This is a genomic window from Pseudofulvibacter geojedonensis (assembly GCF_042675745.1).
In the GTDB taxonomy this organism is placed as follows: Bacteria; Bacteroidota; Bacteroidia; order Flavobacteriales; family Flavobacteriaceae; genus Pseudofulvibacter; species Pseudofulvibacter geojedonensis.
Genome location: NZ_JBHTJM010000008.1, coordinates 394,395 through 414,651, shown reverse-complemented (window position 1 = coordinate 414,651; position 20,257 = coordinate 394,395). Strand labels below are relative to the sequence as shown.

The window sequence follows — 20,257 nt, the reverse complement described above, 5'->3', positions numbered from 1 at the left end:
ATATCAAAACTAAATCTAATACTAGACTTGAACTACAGATGGAACTCAGTAAAGATGAAGTAAAAGAAAAATGCAAAAATTGTGGTCATACCAACACCAAACATATTAATAGGTTACATGCCGAACAAAACTATTACATCATATTATTAGGTGTTTTGATTGCTGCTGTTATAACAATACTTATGTGGGATTTCGGGTTTATCAGTACACTTACAGCTACCATACCTATTTATTTTTGGATGGGTGAGCAAAAAAAAGCAAGTGCATTCAACTCAACTATGATTAGAAGAAAATAACTCTATGCAACAACTAACCCACTATAACTCAAAATTCAAGCAACAAACTTTTCCAATTATTGTTATTTGCGAAAATGTAAGCAATGCTCCAAATATTGGCTCTTTATTTAGGATTTGTGATGCTTTTGGAGTTGAAAAACTCATTTTTTGTGGCGAACACATCCCTATTCCGTCTAGAAAAATGCAAAAAACTTCTAGAGCCACAGAAAAGCATGTTCCTTTTCAATTAGTTCCAGACATTCACCCTATTATAAAAGAATTAAAAGAGTCTCATGAGCTAATTGCTTTAGAAATAACTCAAAAAAGTATAGCTGTTCAAAACTTAAAAATAAACATCAATAAACCAATAGCCTTAATTATAGGTGATGAAAATTTTGGTGTTTCAGAAGACATATTAGCTCAAGTGAATACCGTTACACACATTAATATGTTTGGACAAAATTCAAGTATGAACGTAGTGCAAGCTACTAATATAGCTCTGTATGAAATTACAAAGCAATTACAATTAAACTAAAAGTAATATTTATTCGTATTTTAGTCATTCAATAAAAAAGCAAGCCATTGAAAAATACTAACTCAAAAGAAATAAGTAACGGCATATTACGTGCTCTGGCAATTATTATTGGTATTTGCCTATTACTATGGTTTTTATACAAAATAAGCTCTGTATTGGTTTATATTGCTATAGCTGGTGTAGTATCGCTAATTGGCAGACCTATTATTCGGTTTTTAAAGAACAAACTTAAGTTTAAAAATACTTTTGCTGTTGTCTTAACTATGGGAACACTACTGGGCATTCTTTTTGGGCTTGCTTCTATGTTTATTCCTTTAGTTAAAAGTCAGGGAGACAACTTAGCCTTATTAAACTACAATGAGTTAGAAGAAAATGTTAATGATTTAATTCGAGAAGCTAATGCGTTCTTGTTATCCCACAACATAGATCTATTAGAAACCTTACAAAACTCAGACTTCTTATCTAAGCTTAATGTAAATGCCATACCAGAATTACTCAACTCTGTTTTGGGAATGGTTGGGAGTTTAAGTATTGGATTATTTTCTGTTTTATTCATTTCGTTCTTTTTCTTAAAAGACAGTAAATTATTAGAAGACGGCTTATTAATTTTTGTACCCAACAACAGCGAAGGAAAATTAAAACGTTCCTTCGAAAAAATTAAAGATCTATTATCTCGTTATTTCATTGGTTTAGTTTTTCAAATATCTATTCTATTTATCATTTATACAGTCATTCTATTAATCTTTGGAATTGAAAATGCACTAGTAATTGCTTTTATATGTGCTTTATTAAATCTAATACCATATGTTGGACCATTAATAGGAGCCTGTTTAATGCTACTGCTAACTATGAGCAGTAATCTAGGACATGATTTTCAGTCTGTAATATTACCTAAAACTATCTATGTAATGATTGGTTATGCTATTGCCCAATTAATAGATAATTTTGTTAGTCAACCACTTATTTTTTCTAACTCTGTTAAGTCACATCCTTTAGAAATATTTTTAGTTATTATAATAGGAGGATTGCTATTTGGAGTGGTTGGAATGATCGTAGCTGTACCGAGTTATACAGCCATAAAAGTAATACTTAAAGAGTTCTTATCAGACAATAAAATAGTCAAATCACTTACCAAAAACATATAATACAAAAACTTAAAGTTTTAATATGAATAAACACATATTAAACCCTGATTTTCAATACTTTATAATCAAAAATTTAAATACTGACATTTCGTCACTACTCCTAAAAAAACAACTTTTTGATGAAATAAGTCAGCAAGAACTGGTGGAACAAATTGAGGCTAAAAAAAAGTGTCAAAAAAAGCTTCCTACTTGGTTTTCTACACCTAATATTTTTTATCCAAACAAACTAAATATCGAACAAACTTCATCAGAAATTACAGCAGAGTTCAAAGCTAATTTAATAGAAGGAAAATCGCTCATAGATTTAACAGGAGGCTTAGGAGTTGACGATTATTATTTTTCAAAAAAAGTTAATCAAATAACACATTGCGAAATCAATGAAAAACTATCTAAAATAACCCAGCATAACTTTAAACAATTAGGTGTAAATAATATTACATTTATATCGGGAGATGGTTTAGAGTATTTAAAAAATACCAATCAAAAGTTTGATTGGATTTATATTGATCCATCAAGAAGACATAATCATAAAGGAAAAGTATTTCTACTGGAAGATTGTTTACCTAATGTTCCTGAAAATCTAGACTTTTTATTTAGTAAAACAGATCAATTACTTATCAAGAACTCCCCTATTCTTGATATTACTAATACTATAAAGTCTATTAATCATATTCAACAAATACATATTGTTGCGGTAAAAAACGAAGTAAAGGAACTACTCATTATTTTAAAAAAGGGATATGAGGGACATATTGAAATCATTTCATCTAACTTAGGCACTAATCAACCTAATTTTTGTTTTTCTTTCCAAAATCAACAAAAACCAGTTTTTTCTACCATAAAAAAATATTTATACGAGCCTAATAGTGCTATCATGAAATCTGGCGGGTTTAATGAAATTTGTTGCCAGTTTAATGTTTCCAAACTGCATCAACATTCTCATTTATATACATCAGACAACTTACAAATGTTTCCTGGAAGGAGCTTTGAAGTTATTGACATTTTTCCTTATCAAAAGAAAAATTTGAAAAAACGTTTTGGTAAACAACAATTCAACATTACCACAAGGAATTTTCCGAAATCAGTAGTAGAAATTAGAAAAGAATCGAGTATCAAAGAAGGTGGTAAACAATACATATTTTTTACTACCGATATCGCTGACAACAAAATTGTGATCCTTTGCAACAAGATATAAATGCTCCTGTTTTTTTTGACAAAAAATACGTAAATTAGCTATGCATTTAATCTAACACTAACCACAAATAATGGATTATTTATATGAGTATGCTCAGAACTATTCTGGGCTTACAAAAGAATCTTTTGACTTAGCCAAGAAACATCTATCTGAGGTTTCATTTAAAGCTAATGATATTCTGTGCGACTTACAAACTGAACCGAGATATGGATATTTTATTAAATCTGGTATTATAAGAGCTTACACTGTTAACGAAAAAGGAAAAGAGTTTACTAAATCTTTATTTAGTGCTTTTCAGTTTGCTGGTCCCCTATCTGCCTTAATAGAAGGTAGAAAATCGGAATTGATATACGAAACTCTTACCGATTGTGAGGTGATACAAGGCGACTATATTGAGCTTAGAAAATTATTTGATGAAAACATTGATTTAATGCGGTTTAGCCATAAAATGCTACAATTTTACTTTATTGGCTTAGAAAACAAGGTAATTGATTTAGGCGCTTTAACTGCTACCGAAAGATATTTAAACTTAAAAGAACGTTTTAGTAATATAGAAAACCTGATACCACAATACCAAATTGCTTCAATATTAGGTATTACACCAATTCAGTTAAGTAGAATACGAAAAGAAATCTATTCAAAGTAAATTATGTTTGAAAAAGTACATCAAGCCATAAACAAAATATCTCCACTTAGCAATGAAGCATTTGGACTAATTAGTCCATTTTTTAAACAGGCTATTTACCCCAAAAACACATTGTTATGTAAAGCTGGAGAAGTTCCTACCGATTTTTATTTTATCAACTCAGGAGTAATGAGGGGCTACACAGAAACACCTAAAGGTGTAAGTTATAATACCTCTATTTTTCATTCACATCAATTTTCAGGGCCCAAATCTGCTTTGATTTTAAAGAAACCATCTAGAATAAATTATGAAACACTTACTGAGTGTGATTTAATTTCTATAGATTATGATAAAATGATGGAATTATGTCAAACAAATCATGAGATTTTAAAACTTAGCCATCGATTATTAGAGCTTTATTTTGTTAGTTTAGAAAGGAGAGCAATTACCTTAGGTTCTCTAAATGCTAAAGAGCGTTATCTTGCTATGAAAAAAAGATTTAAACAATTTGAAAATGATATTCCGCAATATCATATTGCTTCTTTATTAGGTATAACACCTATACAACTTAGCAGAATTAGACGAGAACTTGCTCAAGAGGCATAAATAGAAAATTACTAAACATTTGTATAGCACATTTTACTATTAGTCATTGTATATTTGATATGTTAGATTGAATAAGTGTTACTAAAGCACTTATACCCCAATTAATTATTAGTTTTACAAAAAGCTTATCATCTCTGATGAGCTTTTTGTTTTTGTATATTTTTCTTACTAATATTACCTAAATTATTTCGAATGAAAAATAAAACTGCTTACCAATTATTCAACGATTTAGATACAAAGCCTAAGGCTTGGGATAAAATTGTTGAAATATCTACAAAAAAATCTTACCCAAAAGGGTTTGAATTGTGTAAAGCAGGGAGTTACCCAAAAAACTATTATTTTATTACTTCTGGAATTATTAGAAAGTATTACACTAATAATAAAGGAAAAGAGTTTAACAAACTACTTTTTACCAACAACCACGTAGCAGCATCATTAACTGCTTTAACCACCAATAGTGTTTCTAATTTTACAATAGAATGCTTAACTCCTGTAACGTTGTATGAGGTTTCGTTTGAAAAACTAATGAATATTATTAAGAATGACTTAGAGTTGGCTAATATTTACACTGAAATGATTCATCTGTTTTTTAGGGTATTAGAAGAAAGTGAAATAGAAAAAGTAACTATGGAAGCAACTGAAAGATATCTTAATTTTCAAAAAAGATTTCCTTCTATTGTTAATAAAATACCTTTGTTTCATATTGCTTCATACCTCGGTATTACTCCAATTCAATTAAGCAGAATTAGAAAAAACTTAAAGGATCAGGTTTGATTTAACATATGTTATTTTTTATTTTCTTAACTCAAGATATATTTACCACGTAGGTAACATTATTGTTTTTAATATGTTATTATTTCTCCCAGGAAATTTACTTACTAAAAAAGCTCTTCAGGTAATCTGAAGAGCTTTATTTTTATTTAAAACAATCTTACTATTTTTTATTTTTTGGATGAACCAATTTCATTTCTTCAATCAATCGATTAGCTCCAGCGTATTTATCAATAATAAATAAGATATAACGTGCATCTACCATAATGTTTCTACAAATTTCTGGATCATAATTCATATCACTCATAGTTCCTTCCCAAACTCTGTCAAAATTCAATCCAATTAAATTTCCATGAGCATCTAAAGCTGGGCTTCCAGAATTCCCTCCAGTAGTATGGTTAGTTCCTATAAAGCAAACCGGTACTTTACCATTACTATCTGCATATTGGCCATAATCTTTAGATTTATAAAGACTTATTAATTTTTCAGGAACATCAAATTCATAATCACCAGGAACATATTTTTCAATCACCCCATCTAAATAAGTAACCGGATTATAATAAACAGCATCTCTTGGTGCATAACCATTAACTTGACCATAAGTTACACGTAAAGTACTGTTAGCATCTGGGTAATACTTATCACTTGGAAGTACCTCCATTAGCGCTTTCATATATTGCTTTTGAACTTTAGCTATTTCTCCATTTATATTCTGGTAATTAGGCTCTAAATCACTATAAAACTGTGCAATGTATGGTTTAGCAAATATATAAGCTGAATCTTTATTAATACTTTCAACAACCTTTTTTGCTTTCCCTTTTAAAACCTTCATTCCTGCACTTAAATTCGTAAATGCCGTATGTTCATAAAACTTACTTGAGATTTTATTAGCTTCATATAATGGAATAATTGCATCAAAGATTCCTCTATCTACCTCAGCATTAAAATCTTTATGTATTCTAGTTAACTGAGAAATTACATAATCTCTTTGTTTATTAAATACCTCATCACCTTTAGCTGCTGCTTGTTCTAATTGATATAAACGAAACATCATATGCATTAACTCGCTATTTCTATAAAAAACCTCAATAAAGTTAGATCGTTTTACTGCATAAGGTTCAAATTTAGAATACAACCTATCAAATTCAGTTAAAATAGTTCCATACTTTTTAGCCAAGCCTTTCTTTTTCATTTCTGCAGTAAACTGCTCTTCTAACTTTTGCTTTTTAGCAATGGCATTACTCTTTTCTATACCTTGGTTTTCTCCAATCCATTTTTTCCAGTAATTAGCAATTCTCGCCTGCTTAGAAGCGTATTGAATTCTTATCTCATCATTAGCTTTCATAGCAGCATCCATTACTTTTAAAGCTTCTTCTCTAATTTTAATATTAGTTGGGTTTACTTTTTGAGTAATTTGCTCAACAGCAACTGCGGGTAAATATTCGTTAGTTCTACCTGGAAAACCAAAAACCATTGTAAAGTCTCCTTCTTCAATTCCATCTAAGGAAACCGGTAAAAAATGCTTTGGAGTATAAGGAATATTATCTTTTGAATATTCTGCAGGTCTGTTGTTTTTATCGGCATAAATTCTGAATAACGAAAAATCTCCAGTATGTCTAGGGAAAACCCAGTTATCTGTATCTGATCCAAATTTACCTATACTACTTGGAGGAGCTCCTACTAAACGAATATCTTTAAAGCTTTCTGTAACAAATAAAAAATATTGATTCCCTTTAAAAAAAGCTTTTACCTTCGTGTCTTGCCAGGTCTCTTTATTAGTATATCCTTTTTGTAAGGCATTGGTGTTTTTTTGAATTAAACTCTGGGTTTCCTGTGGACTCATAGTATCTGTAACGCCATTTAAAATTTGTTTCGTTACATCTTCTATTCTTACTATAAAAGTTACCTCTAAATTTTTATTAGGCAACTCTTGATCTAAAGACATAGCCCAAAAGCCATCTTTTAAATAATCATTCTCTACAGAAGAATGAGATTGAATTTGTCCAAACCCACAATGGTGGTTAGTTAACAATAGACCTTTAGGCGAAATTACTTCGGATGTACACCCTCCATTAAAATGCCCTATAGCATCTTTTAAACTTGATTTATTGACATCGTAAATATCTTTTGCAGATAATTTACCCCCTAATTGTTTCATTTCTGCTTCATTCATTCCTTTTAATAAAGAAGGAATCCACATTCCACCTTGTTGAGCAGAAACCGAAACAGTTATAAATAATAATAGAATTTTTAAGATTTTCATATTGGATTTATTTTATCTAGCTCCAAATATAAAAAAAGGAGTACGAAACTATACTCCTTTTAGCAATACATTATGATAATGTATTTCACCAACCAAAAACTACTTACTTAAATGTTTTTACTAAGCGTATAAACTCTGCTCTATAACCTTCTTTATCTATACCTCTTCCTTTTTCTGCTAAAGCAATGATATCACCATAAGTTGCTTTATTAGTGTATTTTGATTCTCTTATCTTCATTCCGAATAATGCAACTGCAGAAGAGAAATTAAAATCGGTTTTATTCGTAACTACATTCTTATTTTCTACAACTTCAACCATTTCTATACTCTTTTTACCATCTGGTTTTTTGTATCTAAACTTTACTGTTAGTAACTCATCTGATAATTTTGGCTTTGTGTTTTCAGTATATTTTAAATCTGGAATATTTTTTAAATATACTGAAGATGTTCCTTGTAATATTACTTCATATAAAGCAGTTACTGTATGTCCGCTACCCAACTCACCTGCATCTTTTGTGTCGTCAACAAAATCTTCATCATTTAACAACCTGTTTTCATATCCAATTAATCGATAAGCCTTAACAATAGCTGGGTTGAACTCCAATTGAATTTTAACATCTTTAGCAATAGTAAACATTGTACCTCCAAACTCCTTTTCAAACATCTTTCTTGCTTCTTGCATGGTGTCTATATAACCATGATTACCATTACCTTTATCTGCTAAAGTTTCTAATTTAGAGTCCTTGTAATTACCATATCCAAAACCTAAACAAGTTAAAAACACTCCTGTTTTTCTTTTCTCTTCTATTAACTGCTGCATGTTCTTATTTGAAGAAGCCCCAACATTAAAGTCTCCATCTGTAGCAAGAATAACTCTGTTATTTCCTCCTTTTACAAAATTATCTACAGCTACTTTATAAGCCAATTCTATACCTTGTCCTCCTGCTGTAGAGCCGCCAGCTTCTAGATTTTCTAAAGCATCAATAATTTTTTGCTTATTAGCTCCAGAAGTTGGTTCTAAAACCAATCCTGCAGCTCCTGCATATACCACAATAGATACCTTATCTTTTTCTCGTAACTGATTTATTAATAACTTAAATGCTTGCTTTAATAATCCTAACTTATTCGGACTACTCATAGAGCCCGAAACATCTAATAAGAAAACTAAATTACTTGCTGGTAAATTTTCTTGTTGAATGGTTTTACCCTGCAAACCTATCCTTACTAATTTTGTTGTTTTGTTCCATGGAGAAGTACTTACATCTGTTGTAATAGAAAAAGGATGTTTTGTTTTAGGCTGAGGATACTCATAAGTAAAGTAATTAACAAACTCTTCTATTTTAACCGCGTCTTTAGGTACAGTTTGCCCATTATTAATCATACGTCTTACATTACTATAAGCTGCTTTATCTACATCTATAGAAAAAGTTGAAAGTGGATTCAAACTAGTAGCCTCAAAATCGTTTTCTTGTATTTCATCATATGATTCATTATTTACAATTGACTGGTTTTGTTGATGAATATATGTATCTAATTCCTTTTTTAATTTATTACTTTGTTTAGTTGTACTAACTATTATAACACCATTAGCTCCTCTGTTACCATATAATGCATTTCCTGATGCTCCCTTTAACACGTTAATACCTTTTATGTTCTTCGGGTTCATCTTCTGAAAAATTTCTTTAGAAGCAACTTTACCATCTATAATAATTAATGCTGGTTGATTACTAGAAATAGACTTATTACCTCTTAATATAATTTGAGTTGGAGTAGATTCTTTATTAATTCGTAATACTTTAGCATTCGATAATTGTTTTTTAGGTTGTCTGGTGTTTATCTTTACTCCTGAAACTTTTCCTGATAAAGCCTGAATCGCATTGTTATTTATAGATTTTCTCAACTGTTCAACACTAACTACTTGGCTTGCTGTTGTTATTTGATCTGATTTTCTTTGTACTCCAATAGCTGTTACCACCACTTCTTCTAAATTATTGTCAGGTTGCATAGAAACATGAATATTACTTGAATTAACTACAATTTTCTGGCTAGAATAACCAACATAGCTAAATTCTAAAGTATCTCCGTTATGAGCTTTGATACTATACTTTCCATCAAAATCTGTAGAAGTTCCATTTGTTGTTCCCTTTACCAAAACAGTTGCCCCAGGTAATGGTATATTGTTTTCATCTACAACTGTTCCTGTAACCGTTATTTCTTGAGCTTGTGTTGATGTTATTAACAACAACAAAATAAAAGTTATTGCGTTTTTCATAAGTATTGGTTTTAATGATTTCTACACAAATATCACGTAGAATAAATCATTATAAAACCACTAATGAGGGAAGTAGTCTCTTTTTAAAGTAAACCTATAATTTGGATGAGCCTATATTTTAATGAAGCTATTTAACAAGTTTAGAATAGCTACTGCAAATATTTATAACAAATCAAGTGTCTTAATTCGTTGAACTTTACCTGTAGCTGTCCTTATAAACACTGGTAAAGAATAAACTTCTTTGGGGAATTGATAGTTCGTTAATCCTACTTCTTTAAGTTTTTCTTTAGATAATTGTAGTGTTTTATTAGATTCAATTATTAACACTAATTTTTGCCCTAATCTTTCATTAGGTAATGAAGCAACAAAAAAAGGTATTTTTATGAGTTGTGATAATTTTTCTTCTATTTGTTCTGGAAATAATTTTACTCCACCACTATTGATAACATTGTCGTACCTACCTAACCACTGAAAACTAGTACTTGAATGAAGTTTAACAATATCGTTAGTTACTATCTGCTCGTTAGATACTTTAGCTGCATTTATAACTAAACACTCTCTATTATCTGTTTTAATAGTAACATTTGGAAGAATTTTAAACAATTCGCTCTCATTACTCTTTGCCTCTAAATTATTAAGTTTTTTAACAGCTATATGAGTAATTGTTTCTGTCATACCATAAGTAGCATAGCATTTGGTAGTCAAATTTTGCAATTGCTGGTTTAAAGAGTTAGACACTGGTGCTCCACCAATAATCAACTGTTTAATTTTATGCAAATCTTGTAAAGATGCTTCTACTTGTAAGGGCACCATTGCAGAGAAATCAAACTCATCATCGGTATCAGCTAAAAAACTGGAAGATGGCTCTACCAAATAGATATTCCAACCTAAGACCATGGCCCTAACCAACATCATCTTACCCGCAATGTAATTAGCCGACAAACACAAAAGAGCTTTTGTGTTTTCTTTACAATTAAAGAATTCTCCAGTAGCTAAAGCACTATTAGCCATATGCTCTTTTTGTAATTCAATAATTTTTGGCTTTCCAGTTGACCCAGAAGTTTGAACTTTAATTTTTTTAGAGTTATCTAACCAATCAAGTAAAAAAGAACCTATATCTATTAAATACTGTTCTTTATTATGAAGTAACAAATTAGCATAGACTACCAGTGAATCTTTAGTAAAAGATGTGCTATTTATTTTAAAAGAAGAATGAATCATTATTCAACACCTATATCACTAATCTCTAAACTATTTGGTTCTTCTATTTTACCAAATAATTTTTCATTCCAATTAGTCCATTTATATTTTTTAGCGAAAATGAATAGTAATATTGGAAATACTACAAATACCGGGATTAATACATCTATTCCAGCTGCTGGTTCAGACATATCTTTTAATATAGAATTAGTTTGAAAAGCTGTCCAATTTGCAGTAACTAGTAAAGCTGTAATTAAATTATTTGCAGCATGAAACCCTAATGCTAACTCTAAGCCTTCGTCCATTAAGGTTAAAATTCCTAAAAAGAAACCTGTTCCTATATAATATACCATAATGATATACCCTATTTTTTCTACTTCTGGATTAGCTATGTGCATTAAACCAAAAACAACAGATGTAATTACTAATGGTAGCCACTTATTTTTGGAAGCTAAACCTATGCCTTGCATTAAGTAGCCTCTAAACAAATACTCTTCAAAACTTGTTTGAATAGGCACTAAAACTATAGCAATAATAGCCAGTATAGCAAACTTCTGCGCATCGAAATTCCATACATAACCAGAAGGATTCATTTTATAACCCACCACTGTTAAAACAACAGTTATCAATCCCCACAAACCAAAAGCAAAGAATATTCTTTTCCAGTCTATTTTAGATCTAGAAGTTGTTAACCAAGTAAGTGTTCCTTTATGTATAACTTTATTCCAAATTAACAACAGCACTAATCCTACTAAAAAGGGAAATAATATAAGAACTAATGTAATATTAGGCTCAAACATGGTAAAAATGGAATTTAAATCTGTTATGTTCGGGGCTTTGCCATCTTTAACAGATTTATAAGCTATAGCACCAAACAAAGGCAAGGCACCGATGATTTGAGAACCAATAAAAAAGCTAACCAAAACGCCTAAAACGTAACGCCAGCCATCGTGTAAACCTTTATATGCTTGAGATATATACATATTTTTATTAATTAAAACACCTGGCTTAACCTAGTGCATAATGATTTTAGTGATTATTTAAATATTAAAATTCCAATTCAATTTTTTGTTGTAATATAAATGCCCATTTTTTACTTCTAACGGACTATCGATATTATTGGTATACAAACTCCCAGTTCCTAAACCTTGTGGCAAAGGGTTGTTTAGTGTAAACGTCCATTGACTTATGGCATTTAAGCCTACATTACTTTCTAGAGCACTGGTTATCCAATTACTTATTTTTAAATCAGCTGCTAAATCAATCCATTCTTTACTTCCTTTAAAACCTCCTATCAAGCTAGGTTTTAAAATAATGTATTGCGGTTGTATTGTTTGTAGCACTTTTTTCTTATCTGTTACAGAAAACACACCTATTAATTCTTCGTCTAATGCTATTGCCAAGGGTGATTTCTCACAAAGCATTGCCATTTCATTAAATTGTTTTGGCTTTATAGGCTGCTCAATAGAGTGCAAATCAAACTCAGAAAGCTTTTTTAGTTTTTCTAAAGCATTAACTGGAGTAAAAGCACCATTAGCATCTACGCGTAACTCAATATCATTTTTAGAAAATTCTTTTCGAATACTTTTTAGTAAATCTAATTCTGTTTCAAAATCAATCGCTCCAATTTTCATTTTAATACATGAAAAACCTTGTGCTAATTTATCTTTTATCTGAGATTTCATGAATTGCTTATCACCCATCCAGATCAAACCATTGATATTGATACCTATTTTATCTTTTGTGAATGGTGAAGTAAACAATTCAAACTGATTTTGACTATTTAAAGACATAAATGCTTGCTCTAAACCAAACTGAATAGATGGATATTGAATTAACTCTGGTAACAATTCATCTAATCCTAAATGAATATTTAAACAAGTCCATTGCAATACTTTTTCATATTCTGGAACATCATCTACAGATAATGTTCTTAAAATACCACATTCACCTATTCCTTGTTTTCCATCTTTCTCTAGAATAATAAACCAAGTTTCCTTAGTATTTAGAACACCTCTCGAGGTTCCGCTAGGTCTTTTAAATTCTAGAATATGTTTTTTATAAATAGCTTTCATTAAACAGTAAGACTATCACCTATTTCTAATAACACTAAATTTTTCCCTTTATTAGAAAACTTAGTAATAGCCTCTTCTTTATTTATTTTTATGGGTGGAAATGTATCATAATGGCATCCTAACACTTTATTACACTCAACAAAATCAGATGCTAGTATTGCCTCATCTACTCCCATAGTAAAATTATCTCCTATTGGTAATATAGCTAAGTCTATATTATTAAACATAGGTATTAATTTCATATCGTATGTAACTGCTGTATCTCCAGCTATGTATACAGATTTATTACCATGTGATAATACAAATCCTCCTGGTTGACCTCCATAACTCCCATCTGGAAATGAAGATGTATGAACAGCGTTTACATATTTAATATTTACTTCATCGAATTCACAACTACCTCCATGATTTAAAGGGTGTCCTTTAAATTCTTTAGCTACATAATGCATTATTATTTCGTAATTAGATATAATGGTAGCTCCTGTTCTTTTTGCTATTGTTTCTACATCTAAAATATGATCTTGATGAGCATGGGTTATAAGTATATAATCAGCTTTTAAAGAATTGACATCAATGTGTTTAGCTAAAGTATTAACTGATATAAAGGGATCTATTAAAAATGTTTTATTGTTAATTTCTACACTTATAGATCCGTGTCCTAAATAAGTTACTTGCATTGGTTTGTTTTTTATATGAAGCAATATATAAAAAAAGCAAGCTTTATAAAAGCTTGCTACAAGTAATTCTGTTGGAAGATGTGTTTATTTAAGGGGGTATATATTTCTTTTTCTTACTGTAAATATAGAGCTATTTTTAAGGGTATTTTATATTATGTTGCCAATTAAACAAATGATGTTGTAAAACGATTGGTTATTAAATTTCAATAGTGTTTAAACTTATTGTTAAGTTTAGTTGTTGAGATAACCTATATATAATCTTACTGCTTAGCCCTTCTTGTAAATCTCCATTTAGTCTTTTTATAATACCTTGATTAGGTAAATTTACATTTAATTTCTTTTTCAATAAGTCTATATCTATAGCAATATGATCTTTAACATTTATTTCTTTCTTAAATAAAATAAGTAATAATTCATTAATTATTAAACCTAAAGGTAAGGCTTCTTCTATGCTGATATTGGTAAAGAAAAAATTAACTTTAAAATTGGGGTCTTTATTACATTTTGGAGATAACAAGCCATTTTCTGCTTTGTATTTATTAAATATTTTATCTATAAAAATATCTTTATAAACCTTTGTTGATATGCTATTATTAACCATATCTTCACATAAATAAGCTTTGTTAATAAGAGATAGGGTTGCTAACCTTTTGTGGGTATCGTCTAATTCTCTAGAGATGTTTGAGTTCTTTACATACCTTCTTTGTAAATTAACTAAACTATATGCAAGTTGCATATTATTTTTAACCCTATGATGCAATTGCTTTTTTAAAGAACAATTTTCTACGAAAACTTTTTTGTACTTAAAAAAAAGCACAGATAGTAAAGCAATTAGTATTACAATAAATGATATTAAAAAAAAATCCCCAAACATTTAAGCCTAAATTAAATTAAAGCGTAAACAACTAGGGATTAAGTTATTATAAAAATACAGTTTAGTAAGCTATATAAGCTTTAAATGTTGTTAACTGCATGAATTTTGTGGTAAAATGCTGAATTATAGATTTAAAATAGACTGCATTATAGGTTTAAACTCTTTAGAAATAGGTATCATTTGGTCGTTAATAATTACGTCTCTAGAGTTAATTGATTGAATATGCTTAATATTTATAATATAAGATTTACTAGTCCTATAAAAAGCATCTTGAGGCAATCTTGTTAAGAAATCTTTTAATGTAGAGCGCAAAACATACATTTTACTTTTAGTATATACTTCTACATATACATTGTCTGCCTTGACATATAAGATATCTTTGTATAATATTTTATGGTATAAATGACCTTCTTTTATAAAAATAGAGTTTTTTAATATTTTATTTTTACCATCATTAGAGTCAGATTCTGCATCTTGAAAGTTAGACATAGTTATTTCTATGGTGGTAAATAAATCTTTCTCTTCAAAAGGTTTTACTAAATAACCGTTTGGCTTTACGTCTTTAGCTTTATTGATTGTATCTTTATCTGAGTTCGATGTTACAAAAACAAATGGAATATTGTATTTTTCTCTAATATGTCTACCAATATCTATACCTGTTTTTTCTGTAGCCAACTGAATATCAAGTAGAGCTAAATCTATAGAGTTATTAGCCAATGCATCTACAGCTTTTTCATATGATGTTACATTAGCTGCAATCATATACCCCATATCCTCTAACATCATTTGCATGTCATCTGCTATAAGCACATTATCTTCTACTATTAATATATTTATTGGTTTATCCATCAATGTTTTTTGTTTTATTATCCAAAATTAAATATACAAAAAAAAAGAATTAATTTGTTGTGAAACGTGTTAAAAATGTTGTAAAACAACTCATTTTTGTTGTAAAATTAATTAAGTCTTGTTTTGCAGCATTAAAAGCTGTAAATTTATTTCTATATATAATAGTATTTTGTTTGCACCTAAAAAACATACTTACTGGATTTTTTTCTTCTTTTTCTTGTCTTATACTTTTAGTCAAGAATCACCTATGCATTTTAAACATTTTACTATTAGCAATGGGTTATCTCAAAACACAATCAATTCTCTTTATGAAGATCAGAATGGGTTTATATGGGTTGGAACAGATGATGGCATTAACAGGTTCGATGGTATTAATTTTAAACTGTACTACTTCGATTTAGAAAACAACAATAGTATATCTAACAATCAGATAAACTCTATAACCGAAGATCAACACAATAATATTTGGGTTGCAACTGTAAATGGTTTAAATAAAATTAATACTATTAGTAACCGCATTACACGTTATTATCAAGATAAAATAAACGGTATAAATAATAACTTTATTTCTAAACTTCTATCTTATGATGAAAATTCTTTTCTAATTTCAAGTACAAATAGCATTAGCTCTTATAATAGTAATAAGAAAGAGTTTATACCAATTATAGATCTAGGTAATCAACTAATTAATGATTTTATAATTGATAAAAATGGTAATTTATTAATTGCTTCTGAAAGCAAATTATTCTTTTATGACATTAAAAATGAAAAATTAAAGCATATTTCTATTCAGAAAAAAGAACTAAAATATCAAAAATTATTATTAGATAGTGATAATAATTTATGGGCTGGAACTAATGTAGGTGTTTTAAAATTTGACTCTAATTATCAAGATATAACACCTAAAAACATTTTAGAAAACACCAATAATGAATCTGTAATTACATTATTTGAAGATCATTTTAAAACTATTTGGATCGGTACAGAAAACGGTGTGAGATCTTTTAACCTAAAGAATAAAACTATTCATGCCTATAAGAGAGATACTAATAATTTAAATTCCTTATCTAACGATTCTATTCACTGTATAATTCAAGATAGTTCAGAAACTTTATGGATTGGCACATATCATGGTTTAAACAGCCTTATGCTTAACCAAAAAAACTTTAACCATATATCTTTATTTCCTAAATACACTAAGGACATTAGTTCTAACTTTATTTGGTGTTTTACCAAAGATAAATCAGGTAACTTATGGTTAGGAACTGCTAATGGACTTTATATACTAAATGAAGAAAAAGATCTATTTAAGTCAATAGAAATCGAACAAATAAAGCAAAAATTAAGAAAAAGTATATTTTATATTTACTTTGATAAATATGAAAATTTATGGGCTGGTGGTAGCCAAGGTTTACATTATCTACCTCAGGAAGTTGTAAAGAATATATGGGAACACAAAAATCCAACTCTGAAAAAATTAAACAACAATCCTATAAAAAACATTACTAACATAACAAATATTACAGAAAATCCTGCAACAGATGAAATATGGATTGGCTCTTTAGATAATGGTGTTTTTAAAGCAAAAAACACTCATAAAAATCCTGATTTAATTAATTTTATCAATTATAAAAATCAAAAAAACATCCCCCACTCACTACCGAGCAATACGTCTGCCAATATAATTTCTATAAAAAATAAAAAAGGGGATTATGATATGTGGGTTGGTACCCGAAAAGGGCTGGCCAAATACTCTTCTGAGAATAATAACTTTATTACTTATAACTTTAATAGAAATAAAGATGTTGACTTGCAAATATCTGCGATAAATACATATAAAGATAGTATTTTATGGATCGGTACTTTTAACAGCGGACTCATAAAATATAATTTATCAAGTAAAAGACATCAGTATATCAATACTAAAAGTGGGTTAGCTAACAATTCTATTTATGGAATTTTAATACACAATAATGAGTTATGGCTTAGTACTAACAGAGGCCTATCTAAATACAATACCATAACACATGATATAAAAAACTATGATAAAAGCTATGGACTTCAAGATGATGAATTTGCTGAAGGTGCTTATTTTAAAGACAAAACTAACAAGTTATATTTTGGAGGTTTACAAGGTTATAATGCCTTTTATTCTCACAAAATAACAAGTGATTCTATACCTCCTAAAATAAATTACATTGATTTTAAAATATTTGATCAATCTGTTTTACCAAATATAAGCAATACCAATCAAAATTTATCTAAAGACAACAACATCATATTAAAGAAAAACATTACATATACAGATACTATAAACCTATCTTATCAACATTCAGTTTTTTCTTTTAAAGTAGCTATTATACATAATAAAAATAGCCTTAAAAATTTATATGCATATCAATTAAGTTCAATAGATAAAGATTGGAATACAAGACCGAGTATACAAAATCAATTTACATATACTAACCTCAATCCTGGCCAATATATTTTAAAAATAAAAGCAGCCAATAGCGATGGTATTTGGTCTAAGCCTAAGTCAATTTATATAAATATCGAACCTCCATTTTGGCAAACTAAATGGTTTTACTTGTTAAGCTCTATACTTTTATTAGCAACCATATTGCTATTCTTACAAATTTGGAAAAAACAGATAAAACTAAAACAGCGTAGAGATTTTCATAAAAGAGAAAATGATCAAAAAACAGCTATGATTAAAGAAATACATCATAGAGTAAAGAACAACCTGCAAGTAATAAATAGTTTTTTAAGAGTTCAGGCATCTAAAATAGAAGACCCAGAAATAGTTACTATTTTTAAAAAAACTCAGAGTAGAGTCCTTTCAATGGCAGTTATACATGAAAAAATGTATCAAACAAAAAACTTACATTCTTTAAATGCTCAAGAACACTTTGAACCATTAATTATAGATTTAATAGAAGCATATGGTATTAACAAAGATGTAAGTTTAGACCTTAAAATTATACCTGTAGACTTTGAAATGGAAACACTTACGCCTTTAGCTCTAATTATTAATGAACTAATTAGTAACTCATTAAAATATGCCTTTAATAATCAAGAAAATGGAACTATTAAAATACATTTAAACACTACCAACACACCTAATTATTATCAATTAATAATAGGAGATAATGGATCTGGATACGACCAAACAAAGACAACCAGCTCTAAGCAAATTGGAACAAAACTAATAACTTCTTTTGTTAAGCAACTAAATGGTAGTATTAAACAATTAGATTTGCCTGGCACCTATTTTGAAATCTTTTTTTATTGCAAAAAAAGAGAGCTATAAATTAAATGTTATAGACACTTTTAGCCCGTTGCTTCCGTCTAATATAGCCTCGCTATTTAGCTGATGTGATAATCTTTTAACCAACCTCATTCCTAAAGAATTTAAAGTTTCTAAAGTAGTTGTCTCTACTCCTATTCCGTTATCTTTATAATTAAAAATTATCTGTCCGTTTTGCTCTTCTAATTTAATATTAATTATTCCAGAATCCCTATTAACAAATGCATGTTTATAGGAATTGGTTAACAATTCATTTAAAATTAACCCCAAAGGTATTGCCTTATCTAAATCTAAATAAATATTATTGGTTTCTACATCTACCTGAATATTTTTTTTGCTACTATATACTTGAGAAATATTGTTTATTAAAGACTTAATATAACCATCTAAAAATACTTTTTCTAATTTATCTGATTCATATAAAATCTTATGAATTAAAGCCATAGCCATTACTCTAGATTTACCTTCAGAAATAATTTTAAGAGCTTCAGAATTGTTATCTATTTCTCTAGATTGCATATTAAGCATGCTGTAAACAATCTGTAAATTGTTCTTTACTCTATGATGTATTTCTTTTAATAATACATCTTTTTCAGCATTTTTATGATTAATAAGAGCTAAAGACTCTTTTAGGTTATCTTCTGCTTTTGCTCTAATTTTTATTTGGTTTCTTAGCGTTTTATTCCATAGGTAAAACAAGCTAATAGCAATCATAAAAATAATCACAGAAATGTATATGTATTGCTTTAATTCTTGTTTTTTTATTCCCCTATCATACCTAAGGACTACCCATTTAGCTCTAATGGCGTATTTATCATTTTCAGATAAATTATCAAAAACTTTTTGAACTATATCTCTAAAAACAGACCATTCTTTATTAACCCCGAAACATAATTTAATAATACCATCACTAGTAGAAGATGCTATTTTTAAATCTTTAAATCCATATTCATTAATATAAAATGTAACTACACTTAGACTTCCTATAAAAATATCTGCCTTATTGTTACTAACCATGTTCAAAGCATGCATAACATCTTTACTTTCTACAATAGTTGCCGATGTGCATTTGGACTTTAATTTACTTACTCTATTGTATCCTTTAGGGACAACTACCCTCTCCGTAGTAATATCTTCTATACTTTTTATAGATGTATTTTTTTTTCGTGTAACAATAACCAATACATCTTTTATATATACATCTGTAAAAGCATAATCGTTATTACTATTTCTACTTTCTCCTAAAGCAGATAGCACTTTAATTTGCCCTTTATTAAATTTATCAAGAGACTCTTGCCATTGCAATGGAGGACCAGGAATCATATCTATTCCTGTTTCTTTTTCAATAATTTTTACATAATCAGCAATAATACCTTCGTACTCTCCATCATTGTACATTTCAAACGGTGGCCAATTAGGCTCATAACCAAAGTGAATTGTTGGATGTTTTGCAATCCAATCTTTCTCCTCTTCTGTAAAATCTATTTTTGTTTGTGCATTAGATGATTGCGATACAATCGCAAAAAAAACCAATGCATAAAAATATTTCTGAAACATGTAAAAATTACTGAATACTTATTAAGCTATT

The 20,257-nt window shown here is 28.9% G+C and carries 17 protein-coding genes; 8 read left to right on the top strand and 9 right to left on the bottom strand.

Annotation, left to right across the window (positions count from 1 at the left end; genetic code table 11):
• Window positions 1-38: 38 nt before the first annotated feature.
• The 7 genes from ACFQ1O_RS09150 to ACFQ1O_RS09120 all read left to right on the top strand — a co-directional run bounded on the left by ACFQ1O_RS09150 (window position 39) and on the right by ACFQ1O_RS09120 (window position 5,155).
• On the top strand, window positions 39-296 hold the full coding sequence (locus tag ACFQ1O_RS09150; protein WP_377715614.1) for a hypothetical protein: 258 nt from the start codon (window positions 39-41) through the stop codon (window positions 294-296).
• Between the two features lie 4 nt (window positions 297-300).
• The gene (locus ACFQ1O_RS09145; protein ID WP_377715612.1) at window positions 301-810 is read left to right on the top strand and encodes a TrmH family RNA methyltransferase; all 510 of its coding nucleotides are present in this window, start codon (window positions 301-303) and stop codon (window positions 808-810) included.
• A gap of 47 nt (window positions 811-857) precedes the next feature.
• Window positions 858-1,955, top strand: a complete 1,098-nt coding sequence (locus ACFQ1O_RS09140) for an AI-2E family transporter (RefSeq protein WP_377715610.1) — start codon at window positions 858-860, stop codon at window positions 1,953-1,955.
• Window positions 1,956-1,977: 22 nt separating this feature from the next.
• Window positions 1,978-3,150, top strand: coding sequence for a THUMP-like domain-containing protein (locus ACFQ1O_RS09135; RefSeq protein ID WP_377715608.1), 1,173 nt, complete (start codon window positions 1,978-1,980; stop codon window positions 3,148-3,150).
• A gap of 70 nt (window positions 3,151-3,220) precedes the next feature.
• Window positions 3,221-3,796 carry a Crp/Fnr family transcriptional regulator gene (locus ACFQ1O_RS09130; protein WP_377715606.1) on the top strand — a complete coding sequence of 192 codons (576 nt, stop codon included), beginning with the start codon at window positions 3,221-3,223 and terminating at the stop codon, window positions 3,794-3,796.
• Window positions 3,797-3,799: 3 nt separating this feature from the next.
• Window positions 3,800-4,381 (top strand): Crp/Fnr family transcriptional regulator, encoded by a 582-nt coding sequence (locus tag ACFQ1O_RS09125; RefSeq protein WP_377715604.1) that lies wholly within the window; start codon window positions 3,800-3,802, stop codon window positions 4,379-4,381.
• Between the two features lie 192 nt (window positions 4,382-4,573).
• A complete protein-coding gene (locus tag ACFQ1O_RS09120; RefSeq protein ID WP_377715602.1) occupies window positions 4,574-5,155 on the top strand; it encodes a Crp/Fnr family transcriptional regulator in 582 nt (193 codons plus the stop codon).
• 160 nt (window positions 5,156-5,315) lie between these two features.
• Here the strand turns inward: ACFQ1O_RS09120 and ACFQ1O_RS09115 are convergent, their stop codons facing one another.
• From ACFQ1O_RS09115 to ACFQ1O_RS09080, 8 genes are all read right to left on the bottom strand, one after another.
• A complete protein-coding gene (locus ACFQ1O_RS09115; protein WP_377715600.1) occupies window positions 5,316-7,415 on the bottom strand; it encodes a S46 family peptidase in 2,100 nt (699 codons plus the stop codon).
• A gap of 103 nt (window positions 7,416-7,518) precedes the next feature.
• A complete protein-coding gene (locus ACFQ1O_RS09110; RefSeq protein WP_377715598.1) occupies window positions 7,519-9,687 on the bottom strand; it encodes a YfbK domain-containing protein in 2,169 nt (722 codons plus the stop codon).
• Window positions 9,688-9,849: 162 nt separating this feature from the next.
• A complete protein-coding gene (locus ACFQ1O_RS09105) occupies window positions 9,850-10,908 on the bottom strand; it encodes an AMP-binding protein (RefSeq protein ID WP_377715597.1) in 1,059 nt (352 codons plus the stop codon).
• Window positions 10,908-11,870 (bottom strand): CPBP family intramembrane glutamic endopeptidase, encoded by a 963-nt coding sequence (locus tag ACFQ1O_RS09100; RefSeq protein ID WP_377715594.1) that lies wholly within the window; start codon window positions 11,868-11,870, stop codon window positions 10,908-10,910. The genes ACFQ1O_RS09105 and ACFQ1O_RS09100 overlap by 1 nt, the downstream gene beginning before the upstream one ends.
• 57 nt (window positions 11,871-11,927) lie before the next feature.
• Window positions 11,928-12,962: an o-succinylbenzoate synthase gene (locus ACFQ1O_RS09095; RefSeq protein ID WP_377715591.1), complete on the bottom strand. Its 1,035-nt coding sequence runs from the start codon at window positions 12,960-12,962 to the stop codon at window positions 11,928-11,930.
• The gene (locus ACFQ1O_RS09090) at window positions 12,962-13,639 is read right to left on the bottom strand and encodes a metal-dependent hydrolase (protein WP_377715589.1); all 678 of its coding nucleotides are present in this window, start codon (window positions 13,637-13,639) and stop codon (window positions 12,962-12,964) included. Before ACFQ1O_RS09090 ends, ACFQ1O_RS09095 begins: the two co-directional genes overlap by 1 nt.
• Before the next feature lie 196 nt (window positions 13,640-13,835).
• A complete protein-coding gene (locus ACFQ1O_RS09085) occupies window positions 13,836-14,513 on the bottom strand; it encodes a histidine kinase dimerization/phosphoacceptor domain -containing protein (protein WP_377715586.1) in 678 nt (225 codons plus the stop codon).
• A gap of 123 nt (window positions 14,514-14,636) precedes the next feature.
• The gene (locus ACFQ1O_RS09080) at window positions 14,637-15,362 is read right to left on the bottom strand and encodes a LytR/AlgR family response regulator transcription factor (protein WP_377715583.1); all 726 of its coding nucleotides are present in this window, start codon (window positions 15,360-15,362) and stop codon (window positions 14,637-14,639) included.
• A gap of 247 nt (window positions 15,363-15,609) precedes the next feature.
• On the opposite strand from ACFQ1O_RS09080, the gene ACFQ1O_RS09075 reads away from it, so the two are divergent.
• Window positions 15,610-18,672 (top strand): ligand-binding sensor domain-containing protein, encoded by a 3,063-nt coding sequence (locus ACFQ1O_RS09075; RefSeq protein WP_377715581.1) that lies wholly within the window; start codon window positions 15,610-15,612, stop codon window positions 18,670-18,672.
• On the opposite strand, the gene ACFQ1O_RS09070 is transcribed toward ACFQ1O_RS09075, so the two are convergent.
• Complete coding sequence (locus ACFQ1O_RS09070; RefSeq protein WP_377715579.1) at window positions 18,667-20,226, bottom strand: histidine kinase dimerization/phosphoacceptor domain -containing protein; 1,560 nt, start codon at window positions 20,224-20,226, stop codon at window positions 18,667-18,669. The genes ACFQ1O_RS09075 and ACFQ1O_RS09070 overlap by 6 nt on opposite strands.
• Between the last annotated feature and the right edge of the window lie 31 nt (window positions 20,227-20,257).